The sequence below is a fragment of the Pseudomonas sp. FG29 genome, from assembly GCF_057809355.1.
On sequence record NZ_JBMDJU010000009.1, the window covers coordinates 117854 to 143372 of the forward strand.

At 65.7% G+C, this 25519-nt stretch carries 24 protein-coding genes and 1 riboswitch; of the genes, 9 read left to right on the plus strand and 15 right to left on the minus strand.

Translation table 11 applies throughout. The features are described 5' to 3' along the window. Positions 1–4 precede the first annotated feature (4 nt). From ACODS1_RS12110 to ACODS1_RS12130, 5 genes are all read right to left on the minus strand, one after another. A complete protein-coding gene (locus tag ACODS1_RS12110; protein ID WP_322980609.1) occupies positions 5–553 on the minus strand; it encodes a tetratricopeptide repeat protein in 549 nt (182 codons plus the stop codon). Positions 554–659: 106 nt separating this feature from the next. Continuing rightward, positions 660–1292 (minus strand): DUF6962 family protein, encoded by a 633-nt coding sequence (locus ACODS1_RS12115; protein WP_489085837.1) that lies wholly within the window; start codon positions 1290–1292, stop codon positions 660–662. Then, the gene (gene hemL, locus ACODS1_RS12120) at positions 1292–2581 is read right to left on the minus strand and encodes a glutamate-1-semialdehyde 2,1-aminomutase (RefSeq protein ID WP_322980607.1); all 1290 of its coding nucleotides are present in this window, start codon (positions 2579–2581) and stop codon (positions 1292–1294) included. Before hemL ends, ACODS1_RS12115 begins: the two co-directional genes overlap by 1 nt. 23 nt (positions 2582–2604) lie before the next feature. Then, complete coding sequence (thiE, locus tag ACODS1_RS12125) at positions 2605–3228, minus strand: thiamine phosphate synthase (RefSeq protein WP_489085838.1); 624 nt, start codon at positions 3226–3228, stop codon at positions 2605–2607. Then, the gene (locus tag ACODS1_RS12130) at positions 3225–4022 is read right to left on the minus strand and encodes a hydroxymethylpyrimidine/phosphomethylpyrimidine kinase (RefSeq protein ID WP_489085839.1); all 798 of its coding nucleotides are present in this window, start codon (positions 4020–4022) and stop codon (positions 3225–3227) included. The genes thiE and ACODS1_RS12130 overlap by 4 nt, the downstream gene beginning before the upstream one ends. Before the next feature lie 229 nt (positions 4023–4251). Between ACODS1_RS12130 and ACODS1_RS12135 the strand changes: the two genes are divergently transcribed. From ACODS1_RS12135 to ACODS1_RS12160, 6 genes are all read left to right on the plus strand, one after another. Continuing rightward, complete coding sequence (locus tag ACODS1_RS12135) at positions 4252–6663, plus strand: hybrid sensor histidine kinase/response regulator (protein WP_489085840.1); 2412 nt, start codon at positions 4252–4254, stop codon at positions 6661–6663. A gap of 119 nt (positions 6664–6782) precedes the next feature. Next, positions 6783–7424: a TetR/AcrR family transcriptional regulator gene (locus tag ACODS1_RS12140; RefSeq protein WP_489085841.1), complete on the plus strand. Its 642-nt coding sequence runs from the start codon at positions 6783–6785 to the stop codon at positions 7422–7424. Then, on the plus strand, positions 7421–9070 hold the full coding sequence (locus ACODS1_RS12145; RefSeq protein WP_489085842.1) for an acyl-CoA dehydrogenase family protein: 1650 nt from the start codon (positions 7421–7423) through the stop codon (positions 9068–9070). The genes ACODS1_RS12140 and ACODS1_RS12145 overlap by 4 nt, the downstream gene beginning before the upstream one ends. 153 nt (positions 9071–9223) lie before the next feature. Further along, positions 9224–9426, plus strand: a riboswitch (cobalamin riboswitch). 39 nt (positions 9427–9465) lie between these two features. Then, positions 9466–10149 carry an energy-coupling factor ABC transporter permease gene (locus ACODS1_RS12150; protein ID WP_489085843.1) on the plus strand — a complete coding sequence of 228 codons (684 nt, stop codon included), beginning with the start codon at positions 9466–9468 and terminating at the stop codon, positions 10147–10149. 96 nt (positions 10150–10245) lie between these two features. Further along, positions 10246–11718, plus strand: coding sequence for an AMP nucleosidase (gene amn / locus ACODS1_RS12155; RefSeq protein WP_489085844.1), 1473 nt, complete (start codon positions 10246–10248; stop codon positions 11716–11718). A gap of 103 nt (positions 11719–11821) precedes the next feature. Continuing rightward, positions 11822–12631: a hypothetical protein gene (locus ACODS1_RS12160; protein ID WP_489085845.1), complete on the plus strand. Its 810-nt coding sequence runs from the start codon at positions 11822–11824 to the stop codon at positions 12629–12631. A gap of 2 nt (positions 12632–12633) precedes the next feature. On the opposite strand, the gene ACODS1_RS12165 is transcribed toward ACODS1_RS12160, so the two are convergent. Beyond that, the gene (locus tag ACODS1_RS12165; protein ID WP_489085846.1) at positions 12634–13605 is read right to left on the minus strand and encodes a threonine dehydratase; all 972 of its coding nucleotides are present in this window, start codon (positions 13603–13605) and stop codon (positions 12634–12636) included. Between the two features lie 80 nt (positions 13606–13685). Between ACODS1_RS12165 and ACODS1_RS12170 the strand changes: the two genes are divergently transcribed. Continuing rightward, the gene (locus ACODS1_RS12170; RefSeq protein WP_489085847.1) at positions 13686–15026 is read left to right on the plus strand and encodes an aminotransferase-like domain-containing protein; all 1341 of its coding nucleotides are present in this window, start codon (positions 13686–13688) and stop codon (positions 15024–15026) included. 162 nt (positions 15027–15188) lie between these two features. Here the strand turns inward: ACODS1_RS12170 and ACODS1_RS12175 are convergent, their stop codons facing one another. Beyond that, positions 15189–15635 carry an acetyltransferase gene (locus ACODS1_RS12175; protein WP_489085876.1) on the minus strand — a complete coding sequence of 149 codons (447 nt, stop codon included), beginning with the start codon at positions 15633–15635 and terminating at the stop codon, positions 15189–15191. 60 nt (positions 15636–15695) lie between these two features. Next, positions 15696–16727, minus strand: a complete 1032-nt coding sequence (ahr, locus tag ACODS1_RS12180) for an NADPH-dependent aldehyde reductase Ahr (protein ID WP_489085848.1) — start codon at positions 16725–16727, stop codon at positions 15696–15698. Between the two features lie 173 nt (positions 16728–16900). Here ahr and ACODS1_RS12185 point away from each other — a divergent pair, with 173 nt between their 5' ends. Further along, positions 16901–17470 carry a pseudouridine synthase gene (locus tag ACODS1_RS12185; protein WP_489085877.1) on the plus strand — a complete coding sequence of 190 codons (570 nt, stop codon included), beginning with the start codon at positions 16901–16903 and terminating at the stop codon, positions 17468–17470. Positions 17471–17660: 190 nt separating this feature from the next. Here ACODS1_RS12185 and ACODS1_RS12190 read toward each other — a convergent pair whose 3' ends face one another. From ACODS1_RS12190 to ACODS1_RS12210, 5 genes are all read right to left on the minus strand, one after another. After that, positions 17661–18053: a globin gene (locus ACODS1_RS12190; RefSeq protein ID WP_489085849.1), complete on the minus strand. Its 393-nt coding sequence runs from the start codon at positions 18051–18053 to the stop codon at positions 17661–17663. A 41-nt stretch (positions 18054–18094) separates the two neighbouring features. Next, complete coding sequence (locus ACODS1_RS12195) at positions 18095–18313, minus strand: DUF2788 domain-containing protein (RefSeq protein WP_268179077.1); 219 nt, start codon at positions 18311–18313, stop codon at positions 18095–18097. 156 nt (positions 18314–18469) lie between these two features. Further along, the gene (locus ACODS1_RS12200; RefSeq protein ID WP_322980594.1) at positions 18470–18949 is read right to left on the minus strand and encodes an Lrp/AsnC family transcriptional regulator; all 480 of its coding nucleotides are present in this window, start codon (positions 18947–18949) and stop codon (positions 18470–18472) included. A 352-nt stretch (positions 18950–19301) separates the two neighbouring features. Continuing rightward, entirely contained in the window at positions 19302–20183 is an 882-nt protein-coding gene (locus ACODS1_RS12205; RefSeq protein ID WP_489085850.1) for a cation diffusion facilitator family transporter, read from the minus strand. Between the two features lie 4 nt (positions 20184–20187). Next, entirely contained in the window at positions 20188–20607 is a 420-nt protein-coding gene (locus tag ACODS1_RS12210) for a polyribonucleotide nucleotidyltransferase (protein WP_322980592.1), read from the minus strand. Between the two features lie 228 nt (positions 20608–20835). Between ACODS1_RS12210 and hrpB the strand changes: the two genes are divergently transcribed. Next, complete coding sequence (gene hrpB, locus ACODS1_RS12215; protein WP_489085851.1) at positions 20836–23370, plus strand: ATP-dependent helicase HrpB; 2535 nt, start codon at positions 20836–20838, stop codon at positions 23368–23370. A 4-nt stretch (positions 23371–23374) separates the two neighbouring features. Here hrpB and ACODS1_RS12220 read toward each other — a convergent pair whose 3' ends face one another. Further along, a complete protein-coding gene (locus ACODS1_RS12220) occupies positions 23375–24709 on the minus strand; it encodes a sensor histidine kinase (protein ID WP_489085852.1) in 1335 nt (444 codons plus the stop codon). Further along, complete coding sequence (locus ACODS1_RS12225; RefSeq protein WP_489085853.1) at positions 24706–25386, minus strand: response regulator; 681 nt, start codon at positions 25384–25386, stop codon at positions 24706–24708. The genes ACODS1_RS12220 and ACODS1_RS12225 overlap by 4 nt, the downstream gene beginning before the upstream one ends. Between the last annotated feature and the right edge of the window lie 133 nt (positions 25387–25519).

Here is a 25519-nt window from a genome sequence, read left to right on the forward strand (position 1 = left end):
TGAGTCAGGGCAGCGGCGCGAAAGGCGAGCGGCTTTCGGCGGTCTGCAGTTCCAGCAGGTAGCTGCGGAAAATCTGCCCCAGCACCTGGCTGGCGATTTCCAGTTCATCGCGACGCATCTGCGCCGACACCAGGTCGGCGGTGTCCATGGCTTCGTCCGAGCCATTGACCGAAGCCATCTTCAGCACGATGTAAGCCTGCACGTTGTTGGCCGGTACGCCTTCACCACGGAAGAACATGGTGCCCAGGCGCAGCTGCGCTTCGGCGTGGCCTTGCAGTGAGGCGCGCTCGAACCAGGTCAGCGCCTGCTTGAAGTCGCGCGGGGTGCGTTTGCCGTCGTAATAGTATTCGCCGAGTTCGAAAGCCGCCTGGACGTTGCCGCTGCGCGCCATGTCCTGGCAACTGGCGAGGGCGTCGGGCATTTCTTCGGCAGGGCCGTTCAGGGCACAACTGCCGGTCGCCGGGATCAGCAGGGAATTGCCGCCTGCGAGTGCAAACAGCGGGAGGAAAAGCAACAGGCAGCCCATGGACAGGGTGCGGCCGGTGCGAGTCATCTGGATTACGGCGCCTCAGCGGTTCGGGGCGGGTTACAGGCCCGGTCGGCGCGATACGTGCCGACCGGCGCATTATGGAATAAACCGCCGCGATCTTACAAAGCCTTTACCCGGTGTGTTGCTCGCGATTACCCGGCAGCGTCAGGAGTAACCACGCCAGCAGCGGATAGGCCGGAGCGAGAATGACGTGGAACAGGTCGATACGACGCACCGGGCCGAGCCAGCCTTCGCTGCCGACGGCCACGCCGGCCAGCAGGAACAGGCCAACGACCAGCGCGCCAGCGATCACCGCTCCACGCCGAGGCCATTGCACGGCGCCTGCATAGGCGATGGCTGCGAGGCTGGCCAGATTCAGCGCCAGGCGGTATTCCTCCAGATGGCCGAACTGACGAAACAGCTCGAAGAAGGCGCACAGCCCGAGCAGGATGCGCCCCCAGTTGGGCCGACTCCAGACCCAGCCTCGCCCTAGCGCCAACGCAGTCGCGCCCAGCAGCGGCAGGCCGAGAAAGCTGCTGGCCTGTGACAGCCACAGATGTGCCGCCTGCCAGCTCGGGTCGAAACCGTAGCGGATCACCCCGACGCTGGCGGCGGCCGCCGGCAGGAGGAAGCCGAGCAGGGCGCAGAACAGCGCCGGCTGGTCGCCCTCGCCGTAGCGCCCGCGTGCCCGGCCTATCCACAACACACAGGCGGCGCAGGCGATGGCCAGCAGTCCGTCACTGAAGGCGGTGCTGTACTGCATCAGCCTTTTTTCAGCTCGGCGAAGGCGCGCTCGGCGGCGGCGAAGGTGATGTCCAGCTCCTTGTCGCCATGGGCGATGGAGGTGAAGCCCGCTTCGAAGGCGCTCGGTGCCAGGTACACGCCACCGTCCAGCATCAGGTGGAAGAAGCGGTTGAAGCGCGCGCTGTCGCTGGCCATCACGTCGGCGAAGGTGACGATATCGTCGGCGCCGCTGAAGTACAGGCCGAACATGGCGCCGGCTTGCGTGGTGACGAAGGGAATGCCGGCGGCATCGGCGCGCTCCTGCAGGCCGGCGAGCATGCGCGAGGTGTAGTCGCTCAGCTCGGCGTGAAAGCCCGGGCGGCTGATCAGCTTGAGGGTGGTCAGGCCGGCAGCCATCGCCAGCGGGTTACCCGACAGGGTGCCGGCCTGGTAGACCGGGCCGAGCGGGGCGATGCAGCCCATGATCTCGCGCTTGCCGCCGAAGCAGCCGACCGGCATGCCGCCGCCGACGATCTTGCCGAAGGTCGACAGATCCGGCGTGATGCCGTAGTGCGCCTGGGCGCCGCCGAGGGCGACACGGAAGCCGGTCATCACCTCATCGAAGATCAGCACCACGCCATGCTGGTCGCACAGTGCGCGCAGGCCTTCGAGGAAGCCCGGCGCCGGCGGCACGCAGTTCATGTTGCCGGCCACCGGCTCGACGATGATGCAGGCCACGGTCTGGCCGACTTCGCTCAGGGTCTGCTCGACTGCGGCGATGTCGTTGAAGGGCAGGGTCAGGGTGTGTTTGGCGAAGTCCGCCGGCACCCCGGCCGAGCTCGGCACGCCCTGGGTCAGCAGGCCGGAGCCGGCTTTCACCAGCAGGCTGTCGGAGTGGCCGTGGTAGCAACCCTCGAACTTGATGATGCTGTCGCGGCCGGTGTAGCCACGGGCCAGGCGGATCGCGCTCATGGTCGCCTCGGTGCCGGAACTGACCATGCGCACCATCTCCATCGACGGCACCAGGCTGCACACCAGCTCGGCCATCTCGGTTTCCAGCGCGGTCGGTGCGCCGTAGGACAGGCCGTGTTCGAGCTGGCGACGTACCGAGTCGAGTACGTCCGGGTGGCTGTGGCCGAGGATCATCGGGCCCCAGGAGCCGACGTAATCGACGTAGCGTTTGTCGTCCTCATCCACCACGTAGGCGCCTTCGGCGTGCTTGAAGAACAGCGGCGTGCCGCCGACGCTGCGGAAGGCGCGCACCGGCGAGTTGACGCCGCCGGGGATGTGTTTCTGAGCGTTGGCGAAGAGGATTTCGGAGCGGGACATGTCAGGTTCTCTCTGCAAAATGATCAAGCGAACAGCGCGGCAAAGGCGCGGGCGCGGTCTTCCACCTCGGTGGCGGAGTCCGCAGCGAACAGGGCGTGGATCACGGCGATCATGCTGGCGCCACGGGCAATCAGGTCGGGTGCGGTGCCCAAGGTCACACCGCCGATGGCGACGATGGGCAGGGCGAAACGTGCGCGGGCCTGATCTAGCAGCTCCACGGTGGCCGCCGGAGCGCCGGGTTTGGTGTTGGAGTTGAAAAAGCGGCCGAAGGCGATGTAGCTGGCGCCTTCGTCTGCAGCGCGCTCGGCCAGTTCCAGCTGGGCATGGCAGGTGCCGCCGATCACGGCATCCGCGCCCAGGCGGCTGCGGGCAGCGGCCAGCGAGCCGTCGGTCTGGCCCAGGTGCAGGCCGACGCCCAGGCGAGCGGCCAATTCCAAGTCATCGTTGATGATCAGCGTGGCGCCGTGGCGTTGGCACAGTTCGGCCAGTGCCTGGGCTTCATCGAAACGGCGCACGGCGTCGGCGGATTTGTCGCGGTACTGCAGCAGCCGCGCACCGCCAATCAGCGCTGCTTCGGCGTAGGGCAGCAGCTTGCCGCCGGCCAGCAGCGGCGTATCGGTGATGGCGTAGAGGCCGCGCAGGCTCATTGGCCGTAATCCAACGGTAGGCGGCGTGGCACGTACTGGCCGTGGCCGGGTTGCTCGGCGTCACGCAGGGTGCGCCAGGTGTAATCCAGGGCGCTTTTCACCGCGCTGACCAATTCTTCACCCAGCGCCAGGCGACCTGCCAGGGTGCTGGCCAGGGTGCAGCCGGAGCCATGGTAGCTGCCGGGCAGGCGTGCGCAGGTAAAGGTATGGCGGCTGCCATCGCGGCAGTAGAGGCGGTTGTGCACTTCGGCTTCGTCGCCGTGGCCGCCTGTAATCAGCAGGTGCTCGATAAAGGGCAGCAGTTTCTCGGCGCATTCGTCGGCTGTGCCTTCCGGCAGCTCGGCGAGGATGCGCGCCTCCGGCAGGTTCGGCGTGGCGATGGTGGAGACGGCGAACAGACGCTCGCGCATGGCGTAGCCAACGTCGTCCTTGCCCAGTGAACCACCGCCACCGGCACGCAGCACCGGATCGCAGACCAGCGGGACACCGGGCAGTTGGCTCATCACCTCAAGCACGGTCTCGACCATCTCCACCGAGCCGAGCATGCCCAGCTTGACGGCGGCGACCGGCATATCGGCCATCACCGCGCGGGCCTGGGCCAGTACCCAGTCGCGGTCGAGCACACGGAAGTCGGAGACGTTGACGGTATCCTGCACGGTCAGGGCGGTCACCGTCGGTGCGGCGTGGCAGCCTTGAGCCAGCAGGGCTTCGATATCGGCCTGCAGGCCGGCACCACCGCTGGGGTCGTGGCCGGACATGCAGAGCACTACGGGGCGGGAGTTTGGCGTTTTCATGGTGCGCGAGCTTATCACTAACCGCTTCTCGCGGCCTCACCACGCATTGCCGCACGGGGCGGCCGGGCGGCTTTTCTGCACTGGCGTGCCGCAAGCGAGCGGGCAAATCTGGAAAAGCGAGTCGACTGCCCCTAGAGTATCGGCATTCGAATATAAGTCTGCCGTGCGTGACGACATCATCGAGGGGTAATGGGGTCCCGATGTCGTCCGACAGGGCTCGTGGGGTTGTATGTACCGGCTGCTCCTGCTCTTCGTGAGCCTCGTTCTTTCCTCGCTGGCAGGTGCCGTGACCTTCGACGAGCAGACGCGCGCACTGCCGCTCGGGCAGAGTATGTACGTGTTCGAGGACGTGCGCGGCGACGCCAGCATCGACGACATCGTTTCTCCGGCGCTGGAGCGCAGTTTCGTTCGGCACGAACGGCCGGTGCTCAATGCCGGCTATTCGCGCTCGGTGTTCTGGTTGCGCCTGGATTTGCAATACCAGCCGCAGAGCCTGAAAGGGCCGCGCCACTGGTTGCTGGAACTGGCCTACCCGCCGCTCGATCATCTGGAACTCTACAGTCGTGGTGCCGACGGCCGCTTCAGCCTGGCGCAGCGCACCGGCGACGCGCTGCCCTTCGACAGTCGGCAGATCAAGCAGAACAATTACCTGTTCGAACTCGAACTGCCGCCCGGTGAGTCGCAGCGCTTCTACTTGCGCCTGGAAAGCCAGGGCTCGATCCAGGCACCGCTGACGCTGTGGGCGCCCAACGCCTATCTGGAGCAGCAGCCCGAGCGCATCTACGTGCTGGGGATCATCTACGGCGTGCTGCTGGTGATGCTGGTGTACAACCTGTTCATCTTCCTCAGCGTGCGTGACACCAGCTACCTCTATTACATCCTCTATATCGCCTCGTTCGGCCTCTATCAGGTATCGGTCAACGGCGCCGGCATCGAGTATTTCTGGCCCAACAGTCCCTGGTGGGCCAATGCCGCCACGCCATTTCTGATCGGCTCGGCCGCGCTGTTCGGCTGCCAGTTCGCGCGCAGCTTCCTGCATACCTCGGAGCACAGCCCGTGGGTCGACCGCAGCCTGATGTTGCTGATGCTGTGTGGCACCGTGGTGATGATCCTGGCACTGACCATCAGCTATGCCACCGCATTGCGCCTGGCCACCTACCTGGCGCTGGGCTTCACCGTGGTGATCTTCGCCGCCGGCATTCTGGCCTGGCTGCGCGGCATGCGCGTGGCGCGCTATTTCATCTTCGCCTGGACGGCCTTCCTCGTCGGTGGGGCGATCAATACGCTGATGGTGCTGGGTTATCTGCCCAACGTCTTCCTCACCATGTATGCCAGCCAGATCGGTTCCGCCATCGAGGTCGGCCTGCTGTCGCTGGCGCTGGCCGACCGCATCAACGCCATGAAGGAGGAGCGCGCGCGTATCCTGCAGGACGCCGGGCACAAGCTGGAGGCGCTCAACCAGGAACTGGCCGACAGCAACCGGTTCAAGGATGAATTCCTCGCCACCGTCACCCACGAGTTGCGCACGCCGATGAACGGCGTGATCGGCTCGCTGGAACTGATGCAGACGGTGAAGATGGACGTGGAACTGGAGCAGTACCAGAAAACCGCTGCGGCCTCGGCCCGCGACATGATGCGCATGGTCAACGACATCCTCGCCCTGACCGAACTGCAGGCCGGCAAGCTCTACCCGCGCCGCGAGGCGTTCAGCCTGCGCGGCCTGTTCGATGGGCTGCGCGCCCAGTATGCGCCGCGTGCCGAAGAGAAAGGTCTGCGTTTCGAGTTGAACCTCGATGACAGCCTGCCGGACATTCTCGAAGGCGATGCCGGCAAGCTGGCGCAGGCGCTTGGCTACCTGCTGGACAACGCCATCAAGTTCACCAATGAAGGCCAGGTCAGCCTGGAGATCGGTCGGGCCAGCCGGGCAGGAGAAGGCTTGCCCCTGACCGTGGTGGTGAGCGACAGCGGCATCGGTTTCGACCCGGCGGAGAACCTCCTGTACCAACGTTTCCGTCAGCTCGACGGTTCGATGACGCGCCAATATGGCGGTCTTGGCATCGGCCTGGCGCTGTGCCGGCAACTGGTCGACCTGCTCGGCGGCAGCCTGACGCACGACTCCACGCCTGGCCAGGGCAGCCGCTTCCGTCTCGATGTACCGCTGACCTTGCCTCAGCAACCTGCCAGCGCGGGCGTGCGGCCTGTCCGACGTAGCGGCGGGATCGCGCAACGCACACCGCAGCAGTGCACGGTGCTGGTGGTTGAGGACAACGCCATCAACCAACTGGTGACACGCGGCATGCTGCTCAAGCTCGGCTACCGCGTGCGCACGGCCGACAACGGCGCCGAAGCGCTCGAGCTGCTGCGTCACGAGCCGGTGGATGCGGTGCTGCTGGACTGCCAGATGCCGGTGATGGACGGCTTTGCCACCTGCCGCGCGCTGCGTGGCCTGCCGGGCTGCGCCGAATTGCCGGTGCTGGCGATCACCGCCCACAGCCACAGCGGGGATCGCGAACGCTGCCTGGCTGCCGGCATGAGCGACTACTTGGCCAAGCCGGTGAAGTTCGACGAGCTGCGCATCCTGCTGCATGACTGGGTGCTCTGCCGCCCAGTGAGCGCTACCAGCGGCACTGCGGCGGTTTGACCGCCACGCGGTTTACCGTTCATCCCATTCCCGATTCGGCGGCAGGTTTGGCCGGATCGTCGCTTTAGCCAAGGTCTGAATCCTGATTCACTGGGTGCGAATGAATCAGGATTCAGACCATGGCCTATCACACCAGTGAAGCGCGCATCGACCGCGATCAGGCGTTGCGCCAGCGTATCCTCGATTGCGCCCTGAAGCGCGTGGTCGAGGGCGGTTTCGCGGCCCTCACCATGCAGGCGCTGGCCGGCGATGTCGGCATCGCCACCGGCAGTCTGTACCGCCACTTTCGCAGCAAGGGCGAACTGGCAGCGGAGGTGTTCGCCACGGCCAGCCAGCGTGAGGTCGACGCCTTGGCCGTCGCACTGCGTGGTCCCGGTAGCGCGGCCGAGCGCTTGCGCCTGGGGCTCGAGCAGTTCGCGGCGCGGGCCTGGCAAAGCCGTCGTCTGGGCTTTGCCCTGATTGCCGAACCGGTCGACCCGGAAGTCGACGAGCAGCGCCTGCTCTATCGCGAAGCCTATGCCGAACTGTTCGTCGATCTGCTCGGCGAGGGCGTTCGTGCTGGCGAGTTTCGCATCGAGCAACTCGGCCTCACCGCCGCCTGCCTGGTCGGCGCCATCGCCGAAGCCTTGATCGGGCCGCTGTCGCCACCCGCCCGGGCGGCGCGCGAAGCCGGACATGTCGGCCTCACTCTGGATCAGGTCAGTGCCAGCCTTGCCACCTTCTGCCTGCGCGCCGTCGGCGCCGAGGACTCCACGCGATGAAACCCAGCCTGCACGCCGAAACTCATGATGTGTTCAACCAGGTGCCGAGCCTGGACGGCGCTAACCTCTATCGGCTCGACCTGCCATTGCAGGAGTGGACTCGTCGTTATGACGGGGCCTGGGCCGACGAGCGCCTGAGTGCCTACGGCGCATTGGCCGGTGGCACGCTGATGCAGGCCGGCTTTCTCGCTAACGAGAACAAACCGGTGTTCAAGAGTCATGATCGCTACGGTAACCGCATCGACCTGGTGGAGTTCCATCCGGCCTATCACGAACTGATGCGCACGGCGGTCGAGCATGGTCTGCCTTCGTTGCCCTGGGCCGATCCGCGTGCCGGCGCGCATGTCGCCCGTGCCGGCCTGACCTACCTGCACAGCCAGGCCGAGGCCGCCAGTGGCTGCCCGCTGACCATGACCTTTGCCGCCGTGCCGGCCATTCGTCTGCAGCCCAACGTGGCCGAACAGTGGCTGCCGAAGATCCTGTCCACCGAGTACGATCCGAGCAACCTGCCGATGGAGCAGAAAACCGGCGTCACCATCGGCATGGCCATGACCGAGAAGCAGGGCGGCACCGACGTGCGTGCCAACACCACCCGCGCCTACGCCATCGGTCTTGGCGGGCCGGGGCAGGGCTACGAGCTGGTCGGCCACAAATGGTTCTGCTCGGCGCCGATGTGCGACGCCTTCCTCACCCTGGCCTACACCGACAAGGGCCTGTCGTGCTTTCTGCTGCCGCGTCATCGTCCGGACGGCACGCGCAACCAGTTCTACATCCAGCGCCTGAAGAACAAGCTGGGCAACTGGGCCAACGCCTCCAGCGAGGTGGAATACCGTGGCGCCTTTGCCTGGATGCTCGGCGAGGAAGGGCGCGGCGTGCCGACCATCATCGAGATGGTGGCCATGACCCGCTTCGACTGCATGGTCGGCTCCAGCAGCCTGATGCGCCAGGCCCTGACCCAGGCCGCGCACCACTGCGCGCACCGTCAGGTGGGCGGCAAGCGGCTCGCCGACCAGCCACTGATGCAGAACGTGCTCGCCGACCTGGCGCTGGAGAGCGAAGCCGCGCTGGCGCTTTGCATGCGCATGGGCCGCGCGCTCGATCACCAGCATGATGCGCAGGAAGACAAGTTCGCCCGCCTGGTCACCGCCGTGGGCAAATACTGGATCTGCAAGCGCGCCCCGGAAATGATCTACGAGGCCAGCGAGTGCATGGGCGGTGCCGGTTACGTCGAGGAAACCATCCTGCCGCGCCTGTACCGCGAGGCGCCGGTCAACTCGATCTGGGAAGGCTCCGGCAACGTGCAATGCCTGGACGTGCTGCGTGCTCTGTCCAAGGAGCCGGGCGTTCTCGATGCACTGTTCGATGAGTTGGGCGATGGCCACGGCGATGCCCGCCTCAAGGCGCATATCCAGCGCCTTAAAGCCGATTTTGCCGATACCGCCGATATCCAGTACCGCGCCCGCCAACTCACCGAAGATATGGCCGTGGCCCTGCAGGCCAAGCTGCTGCTGGAGGCAGGCAACGCCACCGTCTCCGATGCCTTTATCGCCAGCCGCCTGGAAGGCCGTGGACGGGTCTACGGCACTCTGCCGCGAGGTGTCGACGTCGAGGCGTTGCTGGCGCGTAGCACGCCGAATCTGCTTTGATTCTTGAGCGATCTTTAACAAGGAACAGTTGGTGGATTTTTAGCGGCTGATTTTTCCCTTTGGGATAGTTGGTCGTACTAAACGTGCTCCCCGCGCCAACAGGGATGAGTCAAGCGTGCCAGCCCGGCGCGCTGTTTTTTAGCCCAGTAGGCGAGTAATCTGGCGGCCGATGGTTCTGCGTGCACGTACGTGACGCGGATGAAAAGGGAACAGGGTGCGGCGAGTCTCGCCAATGCCCTGGCTGCCCCCGCAACTGTAAGCGGCGAACGATGCCCTCATGCCACTGACTCCGGTCGGGAAGGCGGGCGAAGTGCCAAGCCGTGAGCCAGGAGACCTGCCATCGAATCCATCGATCCTCCAACTCGTCGCGCGGTGGGCGCGGCCAAGGAACTTGCATGCATATCGAACCCGGTGTCGTCGAAGGCGCCAAGATCTTCCTCAGCTACGCAACCGCAGTCGGTGCCTTCGGGCTGACCGCCAAACTGGCGCGCGATGCCATCCGCGACAACGGCGGGGCGACCGCCCTGGCGCTGCGCAGCCTGCTGACCACGGCGCTGGTGTTCTGCTTCTTCGAGGTATTGCCGCACCATGCGGTTGGCGTTTCCGAGGTGCACCTGATCCTCGGCTCCACCTTGCTCCTGCTGTTCGGCGCCGGTGCCACGGCCGTCGGTCTGGCCGCTGGCCTGCTGCTGCAAGGGCTGTTGTTCGCCCCATTCGACCTGCCGCAGTACGGCATGAACGTCACCACGTTGCTGGTGCCGCTGTGGGCCATCAGTGTGCTGGCCAAACGTATCGTTGCGCCCGGTACCGCCTACGTCGACCTGTCCTACAAGCAGGCGCTGGCGCTGTCGACCGCCTATCAGGGCGGCATTGTTGCCTGGGTCGGCTTCTGGGCCTTCTACGGCCATGGCTTTACCAGCGATAACCTGGCCGCGGTGGGCAGCTTCGGCCTGGCTTATATGAGCGTGATTCTGGTCGAGCCGCTGATCGACCTGGGGGGGCTGGCTGGTGCCAAGGCGCTGGCGCGTTTCAGCCGAGGCCCGCTGTTCAACGTGCGACTGCATCAGGCAGCCGTCTGATGCAAAGTGCGGCGGCCACTGGTTCGGTCGCCGCGCTATGTTTTGCCATGAGGTTACAGGCAAGATAGGGGCGTTCGTTCAGCCAGGAAGACGCCTGTGAAAGCCTGTTCCGATGATTTCATCGTTGCCCATACCCCTGAAGAGGCGGTCGACCGCCTTGCTGCGCTGCACCAGGAAGCCACCGGTGCCCTGAGCCACGCGCTCAAGCGTTACCTCAAGGAGCGCATCCGCCCGGATGCCAGCGAGCACTGCCTGTTCCGCTACCCCGAACTGCGCCTGACCTACCTGTGCCAGGGCGAGGTGCCGACCACCGTGCGCGCCTACGCCAAGGTGCAGATCCCAGGCACCTACGCGATCACCGTGACCCAGCCGGCGGCCTTCCGCAAATACCTGCTGGAGCAGCTGCGCCCATTGATGAACGACTTTACCGTGCGGGTGGAGGTCGGCCGCAGCCAGCAGAACATTCCCTACCCTTACGTGGTTGAGGGCGGCGATGAGCTGGCCGGCAGTGGCGTGACTGCCGCCGAGCTGGCGCGGGTGTTCCCCAGCACCGACCTGTCCGCCGCCACCGATGGCACCGCCGATGGCCTGTACGACTGGGAGAACATCGACCCGCTGCCGCTGGCGCTGTTCGACGCGGCGCGTACCGACTTCTCGCTCAAGCGCATCCAGCACTACACCGGCAGCGACTGGCGCCATGTGCAGCCCTGGATTCTGCTGACCAACTACCACCGTTACGTCGACCAGTTCATCCGCCATGGCCTGGATATGCTGGTGGGCGACTCGCGTTTCACCCGCATGGTGCTGCCCGGCAATGTGGTGATCGAGCGCGGCATGAACGAAGGCGAGATGCAGGCGATCATCGAGAACGTGGTCTGGCACCGCTACCAGATGCCGGCCTACCACCTGCAGGCCGAAGATGGCCATGGCGTGACGCTGGTGAACATCGGCGTCGGCCCGTCCAACGCCAAGAACATCACTGACCACCTGGCCGTGCTGCGCCCGCACTGCTGGTTGATGATCGGCCACTGTGGCGGCCTGCGTCAGTCGCAGACCATCGGCGATTACGTGCTGGCCCACGCCTACATGCGCCGCGACGGCATCCTCGACCGCGTGCTGCCACCGCACATCCCGCTGCCGGCGCTGGCCGAAGTGCAGCAGGCGCTGCAGGAGGCGGCCAAGCAGGTGACGGGCGAGCAGGGCGATGAGCTGAAGAAGCGCCTGCGCACCGGCACCGTACTGACCTATGACGATCGCAACTGGGAACTGCGCTGGGCCCAGGAACGCCCGCTGATCAACCTGTCGCGCGCGGTGGCGGTGGACATGGAAAGCGGCACCATTGCTGCGCAAGGCTATCGCCTGCGGGTGCCCTACGGCACGCTGCTGTGCGTGTCCGACAAACCCCTGCACAGCGAGATCAAGCTGCCCGGTGCGGCGGGCGCCTTCTACGAGCGCGCGGTGACCCAGCACCTGCATATCGGCATCGCCGCCCTAGAGCTGATGCGCAGCCAGCTCGACTCGCTGCACTCGCGCAAGCTGCGTAGCTTCGACGAGCCGCCGTTCCGTTGATAAGCAGGGCGTGGCCTGACGCACAGTCTGGCCACGCCCTGGCGGCGCTTGCCCGCGCTCTGCTTTAGACTCGCCTGCATCATGGACGAACGAGGCGATACACATGGAACAGGCACGTCTGCTGCTCACGGCGCTGTGGGAACCCTGCAGCTTCTTCAGTCTTTTCCTCTACACCGGCCTGGCCCTGTCGCTTGGTGCGGTTGCGGGTCTGTTGCTGGCGCTAAAGCTGCACCGATTGGGCTGGCTGGCGCGCAATAACCGCTGGCACCATTGGCTGCTCAAACTCTACTTTCTGCTGTTGCCGCTGGCCGGAGGGTTTCTCGGTTTCCAGGGCGGATTGCTGTATGGCAGCCAGCAGCAGATCAATCGCCATCTCGACAGCTACGCCCCCGTGGTGCAGGAGCTTGCTGATGGCGTCTGGAGTGATTTCCAGGCTTATGTCGAGGCACAGGGCCAACAGGGCGCCCTGGCGGTGCGCGATGCCAGCGTGCAGGAGGTGCTCAACCAGTTGGCGCTGGACTACCTGCGCAGCGAACGGCTGCTGGAGGCCGAGGCCCGTGCCGATGCCTCGACTGCCGAGCGCATTGCCTTCGACCTGTTCGACCGTCTGCGCGCCAGCCTGCTAGGCAAGGCGATTGGCGAGATGGCGGTAGAGAAAACCGCCCGTTACAGCGGGCTCCACGAGAAGGTGCTGACTCAGGTACTGGATGCCCGTATCGAGCAGCTGTTCCAGGCCGAGTTTCTTCTCGGGTTGTTCAAGAAGCAGGTCGGCCATGTGTTCAAGCCGTTCTATATTGCCCTGCTGATTCAGCTCGCTCTGTTGCTGGTACTGATCTCGGCCGAGTGGGGCCTGGCGCGTTGGTTACGGCAGGCACCCGCTCGTCAGCCTGCCGAGCCGCTCGCCACGGTTTGAGTTCAGGCGGCCACCGGCGCCTCGTCACGCAGCAGCTCGGCCAGCGCTGCGCGGTCGATATTGGCGCCGCTGAGTACCACGGCCAAGCGCTGCCCGGCATTGAGTTCGCGCTCCTGCATCAGAGCCGCCAGTGCGGCAGCGCCGGCACCTTCGGCGAGGTTGTGGGTGTCTTCGTGGTAGGCGCGGATGGCGGCGCGAATTTCCTCGTCGTTGACTCGTACGATGCGTGCAGCGCCGGCGCTGAGCATGTCCAGTGTCAGTTGCTGCGGCTGGCGGCAGGCCATGCCGTCGGCCAGGGTGTCGGCACGTTCGGTCTGCACCAGGCAACCCTGCTCGAAGCTGCGTGCATAGGCGTCGGCACCGCTGGCGACTACGCCGATGATCTCGGTGTCGAGACCAAGCAGGTCGCGGGTACGGATCATCCCGCAGATGCCCGAACCAAGGCCGATGGGCACATAGACCCGGCGCAGATTCGGCACCGCTTCCAGCAGCTCCAGGGCGTAGGTGGCCACGCCGCGCACCAGATCCTCATGCAGTGACGGTACCCAGTGCAGGTTGTCGCGCTCGGCCAAGCGTGCCGCTTCTGCGCGGGCCTCGTCGAAGTCGCGGCCATGTTCGATCACCTCGGCGCCGAGGGCGCGCATCGCCGCGTTCTTCTCGCGGGCGTTGCCGTGCGGCACCAGAATCCGAATCGCCAGGCCCGCTTGACGCGCGGCCAGCGCCAGACTCTGGCCGTGATTGCCACGGGTGGCGGTGACCAGCCCGCGCACCTGCGGCTCGCGGCGCAGCAGGGCGTCGATATAGACCAGCCCGCCGCGCACCTTGAAGGCCGCGGTTGGAGCGTGGTTCTCGTGCTTGACCCAGACCTCGCAGCCCGTGCGCTGCGCCAGCAGCGGCCAGCTCAGTTGTGGCGTGGGCGCCATGTGGCGGTGAACCAGTGCCGCGCTCTGGCGCAGTTGGGTGAGGTCGAACATGGCGAATGCTCCGGGTGGCGTTGACCTCGATGCTAGTGCGGCGCATTGTATGGGTAAATATTTATATTGCATGGCAAACAATGTGGCTTCCTGATCTGCAAGACAGCGCCCTGCCGACTTACCTGGCGTTGGTCGAGGCCATCGCTGCGGCTATCGGTCGGGGCGAACTCAAGCCTGGCGAACGCCTGCCGCCGCAGCGCCGGCTGGCCTGGACGCTGGGCATCAACCCGAGCACGGTGATGCTCGCCTACCGTGAGGCGGCGCGGCGGCATCTGGTGTCCGGCGAAGTGGGGCGTGGCACCTACGTGCTCGCCGGCAGCCGTGAGGCGAGCCTGTTCCGCCTCAAGCAACCGGCCGCGCAGGGCGAGCTGATCGACCTGTCGACCAACGTGCCGGTGCATGACCCGGACAACCGCGACCTCTCCGCCAGCCTCGCTGCCCTGGCGGCGCGCGGCGAGCTGGACGCGTTGCAGGCTTACCCATCGGCGGCACTGGTCGAGCGTGCGCACCTGGCGGGCGCGAGCTGGTTGCGCCGACGCGGACTGGAGCTGGCGCCGGGTGGCCTGCTGCTTTGCGCCGGCGCCCAGCAGGGTGTTTCGGCGGCGCTGCTGGCGCTGTGCGAAGCGGGCGAGCCGATCCTGGTGGAGCGCTACACCGCGCCGGGGATCAAGGCCGCTGCACGCCAGTTACGTCTGCCGCTGCACGGCGTGGCGATGGATGAGCACGGCATCCTGCCAGATGACCTCGACCGTCAGGCCCGCGCCACTGGCGCCCGTGTGGCAGTGCTTACGCCCTGTTTGCAAAACCCCACCGGCGCCAGCCTCGATGCCGAGCGCCGTGCTGCCATCGCCGAGGTGGCGCGGCGTCGTGGCTTGTGGATTATCGAGGACGATGTCTACGGCGTGCTCGGCAGCGAGGCGCCGTTGGCCGTGCAGCTTCCCGAGCATTGCCTGCTGATCAGCAGCCTGTCCAAGAGCGTTGCACCCGGCCTGCGCCTGGGCTTTATCGCCGGTGCATCCGAGCTGCTCGAGCGTATCGATCCCGAGGCCCAGGCAACCCGTTGGGCGGTGACGCCGCTGAGCCTGGCGCTGGGCTGTGAATGGATCGAAAGCGGCATCGCCGAACAGCGCTTGGCCTGGCAAATCGACGAACTGCAGAAGCGCTGGCGCCTGGCCGCACGTGTGCTCGGATCACGTATGCCGCAGGGCCGGGCGGTGGCACCGCATCTGTGGCTGGATGGTGCGGTGCCGGTTGGTCTGGCTGAGGCGTGCCGGCAGAACGGTGTGGAGGTGGTGCCGGCAGAGGTGTTTGCGGTCGAGGCCAATCCGGGGCACGCCGTGCGTGTCAGCCTCGCGGCAGCAGCCAGCCGGGTCGAGCTCAAGCAGGCATTGGAAGGGATCGTGGCGGCTTGGCCTGTTTAGCGTGGTAGGGCGTACCGGGCGGCGATCCGTTCGCGCAGCAGTACGCCGCCGTGGTGGCAGGTTTGAATCTGGCAATGAGTCGCCGAGAGCGTTTTGGGCTCGTTTGCGTTGTCTGCGCTCGCATGGGCCTGCGGGCTGTTCGCTGGCGCTCCTGAGCCCGCCCTACGCCCCTGCGAGTTGCATATGCAGGATAGGGAAGGGGCGCCCGCCGCCGTCCAGGCGCGAGCGATCGGTCACGACGAACCCCAGATGCTGGTAGAAGCCCAAGGCCTGCGGGTTTTGCTCGTTGACGTCGACGCGGGTAGCGCCCAGCTCGTCGATGGCGTGAAGCATCAACTGCTTGCCCACACCTTGACCGTGGCAGGCCGGGTCGACGAAGAGCATTTCCACCATGCCTTCGCTTGTGCCGAGAAAGCCCAGTATCCGCCCCGACTCGTCCCGCGCGCAGGTCAGTTGCACGGCGGGGAAATACTGCCTGCAGAGCAAGGGCTTGATCACCTGCAGGTCGCTTTCCGGCAGGAAATGGTGGGTGGCGCGCACGGCGGCCTCCCAGATTTCCACCAGGGTGGGCAGTTCGGCGGCGGTGGGTGTGTCGAGAGTCAGCGGCATGGCAGTAGGCATCGAAAGATCAAGCAGGGCGCAGAGCATGCCAGCGCTGCGCCCGTGCTGTCATTTGCTGGCGTCGAGCACTACGCGATAACGCGCCTTGCCGCTGCGCAGATGGTCGATGGCCGCGTTCACCTGGCTCATGGGGAAGTGCTCGACCTGCGGCAGGATCTGGTGCCGCGCGCAGAACTCGAGCATGGTCGCCATGTTTTTCGGCGAGCCGACCGGTGAGCCGGACAGGCTCTTCTGCTGCGGGATCAGGTTGAACACATGCACCGGAATGGCGCTGGGCACGATGCCGACGAAGTGCAGGCGGCCCTTGCCGCGCAGGGTACCGATCAGCGCTGGCCAGTCGAGGTCGGCGCTGGCGGTGACCAGGAGGAAATCCAGGGTGCCGGCAATCGCCTTCATCGCCGCGCTGTCGGTGGAGGCCACCACCTTGTGCGCACCCAGGCGCTTGGCTTCGTCCTGCTTGTTCAGCGACGAGGTGAAGGCGGTTACCTCGCAGCCCCAGGCATTGAGAAAACGCAGTGCCAGGTGGCCAAGGCCGCCGATGCCGACCACGCCGACGCGGTCGGTGGGCTTGATGTCGAACTCCAGCAGCGGGCTGAATACCGTGGAGCCAGCGCAGAACAGCGGGCCGACCAGGGCCGGGTCGAGGCCTTCCGGCAGCGGCACGGCCCAGGCCCAGTGCGAGCGCAGGCGGTCGGCGAAGCCGCCGTGGCTGCCGACGATGGTCGGCTTCACCGAGCGGCACAGCTGGTGCGAACCCTCCATGCACGAGCCGCAATGCATGCAACTGCCCTTGTACCAGCCGATGCCGACCCGTTGGCCGAGCTTGAGGCCGCGCGCCTGCTCGCCGAGGCGGACGATGGTGCCGACCACTTCATGGCCGGGGATGAAGGGGTAGCGGGCGTTGCCCCATTCGTTGTCGATCATCGACTGGTCGGAGTGGCAGATGCCGCAATATTCCACCGCCACTTCCACTTCTTCGGCGCCGAGCGGGCCTGGGTCGTAGCTCAGGCGTTCCAATGGCGCCTTGGGCGTGGTGGCGGCCCAGCCGGTGAAGGTGGCGAGTTCGGCGTTGTTGCTCATCGGTAGCTCCGGATCGCAGGGGTGAATCAGCAGCTTAGCTGCCGTGGCGAATCAGGGAAGCACCATCAATGCGGCTTATCGTGGGTTACACTGCGCAGCCCGGTTGCCGCGAAGCCCGTTGCATGTCCCGCCCTCGTCCCCCTGTCAATCGCCGTCCTGCCGCTCCCCGCCGCGTGGCCAAGGCGCCACCTGCGCAGCCGCGTCTGTTGCTGCTGAACAAGCCATTCGACGTGCTTACTCAGTTCAATGACGAGCAGGGCCGCGCCACCTTGAAGGACTTCGTCGATGTGCCCGGCGTCTACCCGGCCGGACGTCTGGATCGTGACAGCGAGGGCTTGTTGCTGCTGACCAACGATGGCCGCCTGCAGGCGCGTATCGCCGATCCCAAGCACAAGTTGCCGAAGACCTACTGGGTGCAGGTGGAGGGTGAGCCGAGCGAGGCGCAGTTGCAGCAATTGCGCGAGGGCGTGACGCTCAATGACGGCCCGACCCTGCCGGCCGAAGCGCGTTTGTTGGCTGAGCCCGAGTTGTGGGAGCGCAATCCGCCGGTGCGCTTTCGCAAGAGCGTGCCAACGGCCTGGCTGGAGCTGGTGATCCGCGAGGGGCGCAACCGTCAGGTGCGGCGCATGACGGCCGCCGTCGGCTTGCCCACGCTGCGTCTGGTGCGTGTGGCGATTGGTCCTTGGCGGCTCGATGGCTTGCAACCGGGGCAGTGGCGCGAGTTACCGGCCAGGCTGGATTGAACTCAGAACCTGTTCACGATCTCGCGAGCTAGAGCCAGGCAAGGCGAAACCAGGCGAAAAAGCGCAGTTTACGAGTTGTAAATGAGCATTTTGAGGCTGGTTTCAACGCAGCATGGCCGACGCGCAGCAGATCGTGAACAGGTTCTCAGGCGTTTTGTCGCAGGGGCGGCCTTGGCGACCATGACCTGAGTCAATAACCGGCCTTGATCACGGCGATACCTTTGTTCAGCACTTCACGCCAGGCCTGACGCACATCCGCGTTGCATTCCTTGTCGTGCTCGCTGATGGTCAGCAGCAGCGCGTCGAGCCACAGGTCGTAGAGTTCGGGGCGGATGTCCAGACGCTGGCGCGAGTGCGATTCACCCAGGGCGCGCAGCTTGCTGTCGGACATGCCACGGGCGTGCATCACCAGGTTCATGATGCCCTGGCGCAGCAACTGCTTCTGCGCGTCCATGTCGGTGTCGACGAATTTCTCGCGGATCAGCGGTGAGCTGGCGAGGAAATGGCGGTAGAAATCAGCGAAGAACAGAGGGCTGGCGCAGCAGCGTCCATAGCTCTGCATCACGCGATCGGCGGCGGTCATTGGCTCTCCTTGAAACCACAGGGGGTGACGAAGCGGCGGGGTCAGCCGTGAATGCCGCGCGTGACCTCGATGATGTAGGTGATGATGGGCTTGGCCAGGAAGGCGAACAGGCACAGCCCGAGGCCCAGGAACAGGATGGCGGTACCCAGGCGACCAGCCTTGGACTTCTTGGCCAGGTCCCAGATGATGAAGAACATGAACAGAATCAGCCCGCCCACCAGGACGTACATCATCAGGGCTTCGAATTGTTCGGTTTCCATTGCAGCCTCATGCACCTGCTGTCGCCAGGGATAAGCCCCTGGCGGCGGATGAAGGGGCTTTCACGCGGGCGTCGAAACGCTTCACGGAAAGCGCGGGGCGCCAATTGTACGCCTGTGCGCTCAGGCTCGCAGTAGAGCCGATCACGCCTGCGTCGATCAGCCGCGCAGGTGCTGCAACGGCAGTTGCGTGCTGGACAGGATCTGCTGCAGCACGAAGCTCGAGCGCACGCTGGACACCCCGTCAATGCGCGTCAGCGTGCCCAGCAGCAGCTTCTGGTAATGATCCATGTCCGGCACCACCACCTTGAGCTGGTAGTCGGCGTCCATCCCCGTCACCAGGCAGCATTCCAGCACTTCCGGGCATTTGCGGATTTCGTCCTGAAAGTGCTCGAAGCGTTCCGGCGTATGCCGATCCATGCCGATCAGCACGTAGGCGGTCAGGCTCAGGCCGAGTTTCTTGCGATCGAGCAGGGCGACCTGGCCGGTGATGTAGCCGTCGTCTTCCAGTTGTTTGACCCGCCGCGAGCAGGGCGAGGGTGACAGGCCGATGCGTTCGGCGAGTTCCTGGTTGGACAGGGCAGCGTTGCGCTGCAATTCGGCGAGAATGTTCAGGTCGTAACGGTCGAGTTTGTCCATTTTTTAACTGGCTCTTTATTTGATTGCGCTAAATATTGCTCCTTTGGTGGTTGATTGCGCAATCGGCAAATATGTAAGCAATATTCGCAATCTTCTTTCGATGCGGCAGGCGTAAGCTTTCTCTCAGTTTCACGGCCCGGACGATAAGTCCTACCGGCCTCGCCCAACCAGGTGAGCCGGCGCCGACGATCCCACCGGATCGCCCGGCCCCCGGGTCCGCACTGCCCAACCAGGCAGGCGACGAAAGCGGCGACACCATCGCCAGCACCGGACAGATTTCCCGAGGGGGCCGCGAGGCCCCTTTTTTATGCCTGGGATTCAGTGAGTAGCGTGGCCGACGGCACGGCTGCGTTCAGTGCTGGACGACTTCCTGTGGGTCGGCATGCACCAGCACCTCGGCGCGCGGGTAGTGCGCGTGGATCGCCTTCTCTACCGCTTCGCAGTGCGCGTGAGCGTCGGACAGGCTCATTGCGCCCGGCAATTCCAGGTGCAGTTGCACGAACCAGCGCGTGCCGGAAATGCGCGTGCGCAGGTCATGGGCGCCCAGCACACCCGGCACGGCGGTGGCCAGGTCATGCATGTGCTGGGTGGTTTCGCTGGGCAGCTCTTCGTCCATCAGCACGGCTACGGAGCCGCGAACGATGCTGATGGCGCTCCAGAAGATGTAGAGCGCGATGCCGATGGCGAAGATCGCATCCATCTGCAACCAGCCGAAACGGGTCAGCAGCAGGGCGACGAGAATGCTGCTGTTGAGCAGGATGTCGGAGCGGTAGTGCAGGGAGTCGGCGTGGATCGCGGTGGAGCCGGTTTCGCGCACCACCTTGCGCTGGAATGCCAACAGGGCGACGGTCAGGACCAGCGACAGCAGCATCACGGCGATGCCGGCCCCTTCGGCTTCCAGTGGTTGCGGCGATTGCAGGCGCTCGACGCCCTGCAGGCCGATGAGAATGGCGCTGACGCCGATGAACAACGCCTGGCCCAGCCCCGCCAGCGCCTCGGCCTTGCCATGGCCGTAGCGGTGATCCTCGTCGGCCGGGCGCAGGGCGAAGTGCACGGCCACCAGATTGATCAGCGAAGCGGCGCTGTCGAGCAGCGAGTCGGTGAGGCCCGCCAGCAGGCTGACCGAACCGCTCAGCCACCAGGCGATGGCCTTGGCCAGTACCAGGGTCAGCGCCACCGTCAGTGCGGCCCCGGTGGCCAGGCGCATCAGCCTGGCATGCTGTGGATTGTGCATGGGCTCAGGCTGCCGGACGCAGGCCGTAGGCGGCCAGTTGTTGGCTGCTGCCGCTGTGCTGGATCAGGCGCGGATCGTCGAGGGGCAGGTGGCGACCAGTCTGGGTTTCGATCAGTTGCTTGAGGGCCAATTGATCGACCTTGCCGTCTTTGCCGATCAGTTGCTTGAGCTGTTGCGGGTCGACCTGAGCGGTCTGGCCTTCGGGCAGGTAGATGGCGCCGGTGGCGAAGTCCACGGCGAAGGCGATCAGGCCGGGAATGACGAAGAACAGGATGCCGATGGCATCCGCAGCAGCGATCAGCGGGTCGATCTTGCCTTCGATCTGGCCACGCCGATCCGGGTAGAAGATCGTGCCGCAGGCAGAGAGTTGAGCGAGCAGAGTGGCGGCGACGACGCCAGCGATGAAACGGGATTTCGTGCGCATGAGCACCTCCAGAAAAAAGTGGCGCAACTATAGCAGTTTGACATTGCAAAACCGTTGATCGGGCCGGCTCGGTTGCGCCATGAATTCTCTTCGCGCCGGCAATCCCGGTTCTCCTCAGACCGACGCGCGCGTTGGCGGTTCGCCGCTATCGATAGGTAGCACAAGGCCGGCGCGGCGCGGGTGTTTGGCCGAAGTGCCCTATAATCGCCGGCCTGCTGTGGAGAAACCATGAACGCCCTGCCCATCGATGCCCTGCTGCCCGCCCTGCGCGATGCCTTGTCCGCCCGTCACGAAGTCGTGCTGGAGGCGCCGCCCGGCGCCGGCAAGACCACCCGCGTACCGCTGGCACTGCTGGATGCGCCTTGGCTGGCCGGGCAGAAGATACTCATGCTCGAACCACGCCGGCTGGCGGCGAGCGCGGCGGCTGAGCGACTGGCCAGCGAGCTGGGCGAGCGGGTTGGTGAAACGGTCGGCTACCGCATCCGCCTGGACAGCAAGGTGGGGCCTAACACCCGCATCGAGGTGGTCACCGAAGGGATTCTCGCGCGCCGCCTGCAGGATGATCCGGCGCTGGAGGGCGTCGGCCTGGTGATCTTCGATGAATTTCACGAACGCAGTCTGGACGCCGATTTGGCCCTGGCCCTGACGCTCAATGGCCGCGCCATGTTCCGCGCGGCAGACAGCGGCGAGGCGCCACTCAAGGTGCTGCTGATGTCCGCCACCCTTGAAGGCGAGCGCCTGGCTGCGTTGCTGGGCGAGGCGCCGGTGCTGCGCAGCGAGGGGCGCATGTTCCCGGTGGATATCCGCTGGGGCGCACCGTTTCAGCCAGGCGAGTGGGTCGAACCGCGCGTCGTGCAGACGGTGCAGCAGGCCCTGGCCGACGAGCCCGGCAGCCTGCTGGTGTTCCTGCCCGGGCAGGCCGAGATCCGTCGCGTGGCCGAGCAACTGGGCGAGGTGCTGGCAGGACGCGACGACATCCTGCTCTGCCCGTTGCATGGCGAGCTGGAACTGTCGGCCCAGCGCGCAGCCATCGAGCCTGCACCGGCGGGCAAGCGCAAGGTGGTACTGGCCACCAATATCGCCGAGACCAGCCTGACCATCGACGGCGTACGTGTGGTCATCGATGCCGGCCTGGCGCGGGTGCCGCGCTTCGATCCGGCCAGCGGTATGACCCGCCTCGACACCCAGCGCATCTCCCGCGCTTCGGCTACCCAGCGTGCCGGTCGAGCAGGGCGCCTGGAACCGGGCGCCTGCTACCGCTTGTGGTCGCAGGCGCAGCACGAACAACTCAGTGCCTATTCCAGCGCGGAAATCCTTCAGGCCGACCTCGCCGGCCTGGCGCTACAACTGCTGCGCTGGGGCGTAACGCCGCAGGAGCTGAGCTGGCTCGATATACCGCCGCCGGCCGCCTACGCCCAGGCGCTGGATCTGCTCGGCCGTCTTGGCGCGCTGGATGAGCGCGGTGCCCTCAATGCCCACGGCCAGGCCATGGCCGAGCTGCCCAGCCACCCGCGTATCGCCCATCTGCTGCTGCGTGGCCAAGCGCTGGGCCTCGGTGCGCTGGCCTGCGACCTGGCAGCGTTGCTGTCCGAGCGCGATATTCTGCGCGGTGGCGGTGCTGATCTGCACAGCCGCCTGACCCTGCTCAGCGGCGAAAACCGCGTCGCACGCTCGGCCCAAGGCGGCGTGCAGCGTGCACGGCAACTGGCGAAACAGTTTCACGGGCTGGTCAGGAATCGGCCGGTGACTCAGGCAGTGAGCGACCCCGAGCATCCGTGCTGGCTCGGCTGCCTGCTGGCCTTCGCCTACCCGGATCGCATCGCCCAACAGCGCCGCGCCGGTGGCGCCGATTACCGCCTGGCCAATGGCCGCGCCGCGCAATTCGGCGAGGCCGATGCGTTGATGAAGCATGAATGGCTGGTGGTGGCCGATCTCGGCAGTCGCCAGGGCCAGCGCGAGGAGCGTATCTACCTGGCGACTGACCTCGATCCGGCGCTGTTCGCGGGCGAGTTGGCCGAGCAGGTGCAGACGCTGGAGATCCTCGACTGGGATGAGCGCGAAGGCGTGCTGCGCGCCGAGCGCCAGCGCAAGGTCGGCGAGCTGGTGCTGGACCGTCAGGCGCTGGCTGCACTGGACGAGGAGACGCGCTGTCGCGCCCTGGTCGGCCTGGTAAAACGCAAGGGCCTGGAGCTGCTGCCCTGGACGCCCGAGCTGCGCCAGTGGCAGGCGCGCGTGGCCTTGCTGCGTGAGCTGGACATTCAGCAGCAAGGGCAGAGCGAATGGCCAGACTTGTCCGATACCGCGCTGCTGGCCTGCCTCGATCAGTGGCTGACGCCGTTCCTGGGCAAGGTCAATCGCCTCAGCCACTTTGCTAATCTCGACCTGCCATCGATTCTGCAGACCTTGCTGCCCTGGCCGCTGCCGCAACGCCTCGACGAACTGGCACCACGGACCTTGGCCGTGCCGTCCGGCTCGCGCATCGCCATCGACTACACGGAACACCCGCCGGTACTTGCCGTGCGCCTGCAGGAACTCTTCGGCCTGGCCGCGACTCCGCGCATCGCAGGTGGTCGCCTCGGCCTCAAGCTGCACCTGCTCTCGCCCGCGCGCCGCCCGGTGCAGGTGACCCAGGATCTGGCCAGCTTCTGGGCCAACACCTATATCGAGGTGAAGAAGGATTTGAAAGGCCGGTATCCGAAGCACTACTGGCCGGACGATCCCTTGATTGCCGAGCCCACTGCGCGGGCCAAGCCGCGCAAGTGAGGGCCTAGGGTGTTTCGCGGCGTAGCGCTGCGCCCAGTTGCACTTCCAGGCCATCGCCATGGGCGATGAACTGCAGGGTGCAGCCGCAGCGTTCAGCGATGGCCTTGACGATGGAAAGACCAAGGCCGCTACCGTCGCTGTCGGCGCTGCGCCAGAAGCGCTCGGTGAAACGCTGCAGGCGTTCAGGGGTAATGCCCGGTCCCTGATCGCGTACCTTGAACAGCACGCCATGCGGGCCATCAAGGGCTATGTGCAGAGACACCGAGGTTCCTGCTTTGGTGTGGCGGCGGGCGTTTTCCAGCAGATTGCGCAATGCGGCGATGGCCAGGGCCGGTGGCATCGCCAGACAGCGTTCGGGCAGATCGTCGGCGTAGCTCAGCTCGATGGGCGCACCAGTCTTCTGCGTGGCATCGGCGATGGCCTGACGGGCGATCTGCAACGGCCGGCAGGGCAGGCCTTCATCGAACGGCAGGTTGCCCTCGACCCGTGCCAGCATCAGCAACTGTTCGAGGATGCGTTGCAGGCGGTCGGCGCCCTGTTCGGCCATGGCGATGGCCGTGCGTGCGTTGTCGCCCTCGGTCATTGCCGCCACTTGCAGATGGGTTTTCACCGCCGTCAGCGGGCTGCGCAGTTCGTGTGCGGCGTCGTCGGTCAACCTGCGTTCGCGCTCCAGGGTATCGCCGATGCGTTGGAACAGTTGGTTCTGCGCTTCTACCAGGGGCGCCAGTTCTGCCGATAGACCGGTCAAGGGCAGCGGCTCGCTGGTATTGGCGCTGCGCCCGGCGAGTGCGGCGCGGATGCGTTCCAGTGGCGCCAGGCCGCGACCGAGCCCTATCCACAGCAAGGCCAGGCTACCGAGCAGGGCGACCACGACGGGCAGCGCCGCAGCCAGCAAAATCGAGCGTTTCAGCGTGGCGCGCTCATCCAGGCGATCGGCCGTGGTGATGCGCAGATCACCCTGGATCAGGGTGAAGCTGCGCCAGGGGCGATCACCGATGATCTGGTCACGAAAACCTTTCTGACCCGCGTCGAGCAGGTCGTCCGGTGTCGAATGGCTGCGCGCCAGTACCTCGCCGCGCAGCGAGCTGATCTGGCAGGCCAGACCGTTGGGAATGCCCAACTGTTCTGCGCTCAGATGTGGCACGCCATCATTGGCCGTGCGTGCCTGCGGTAGTTGCACCAGCAAGCCCGCGACCATGCGCGCGGAGGCGGCCAGGCGTTCGTCGAGCGACTGCATCAGCTGGTTGCGCAAGTCATAGAGCATCCAGGTCGCGGCCAGCGACCAGAGCAGGACGAAGGCGGCGCCAAGGCCGAGGGTCAGGCGCAGACGCAAGGTCATGGCTGCTGCTCCTCATGCCCGGCAGGGCCGAGGCGATAGCCCAGGCCGCGCACCGTTTCGACGATGCCGTTGCCGAGTTTTCGCCGTAGGTGATGGATATGCACGTTGAGGGCGTTGCTCTCGACTTCGTCATCGAGGCCGTAGACCGAGTCCTTGAGGTGTTCGCTGCTGAGGATGCGCCCCGGATTCTGCAGCAGCGCCTGCAGCAGCGCCTGTTCGCGGCGCGAAAGATCGATGGGCTGGCCGCAAAGACTCACCGCACAGGTGGTCGGGTCGTACTGCAATGGCCCGTGATCGATCAGGTGCGTGGTCCGGCCTGCGGCGCGGCGCAGCAGGGCGTGCAGGCGGGCAGCCAGCTCGCGCAGATCGAAGGGTTTGGTCAGGTAGTCGTCGGCACCGGCCTGCAGACCAGCAACCCGTTCGGCGATGGCATCGCGTGCGGTGAGGATCAGTACCGGCAGTGCCATGCCGTCGCGGCGCAGGCGTTGCAGCAAGGCCAGGCCGTCTTCGTCGGGCAGGCCGAGGTCGAGAATCAGCAGGTCGAAATGGCTGTGTTGCAACAGGCTTTGCGTCGCCGCCGCACTGGCCGCATGGGCGACGGTGAACCCCTGGGCTTGCAGGCCGGCGAGCACGCCACTGGCGATCAGCGAGTTGTCTTCGGTAAGCAGAACATGCATAGGGCGGTAGTGGCGGCAGAGGGCGAGTCGACAGTATCGCTCATCGCGATTAAGGCAGGATTATTGGCGCTGATTGGCGGGCTGTTAATCGGCTGTTAATTGCACTTTGGCATCCTCGACACCTCCTCAGTTT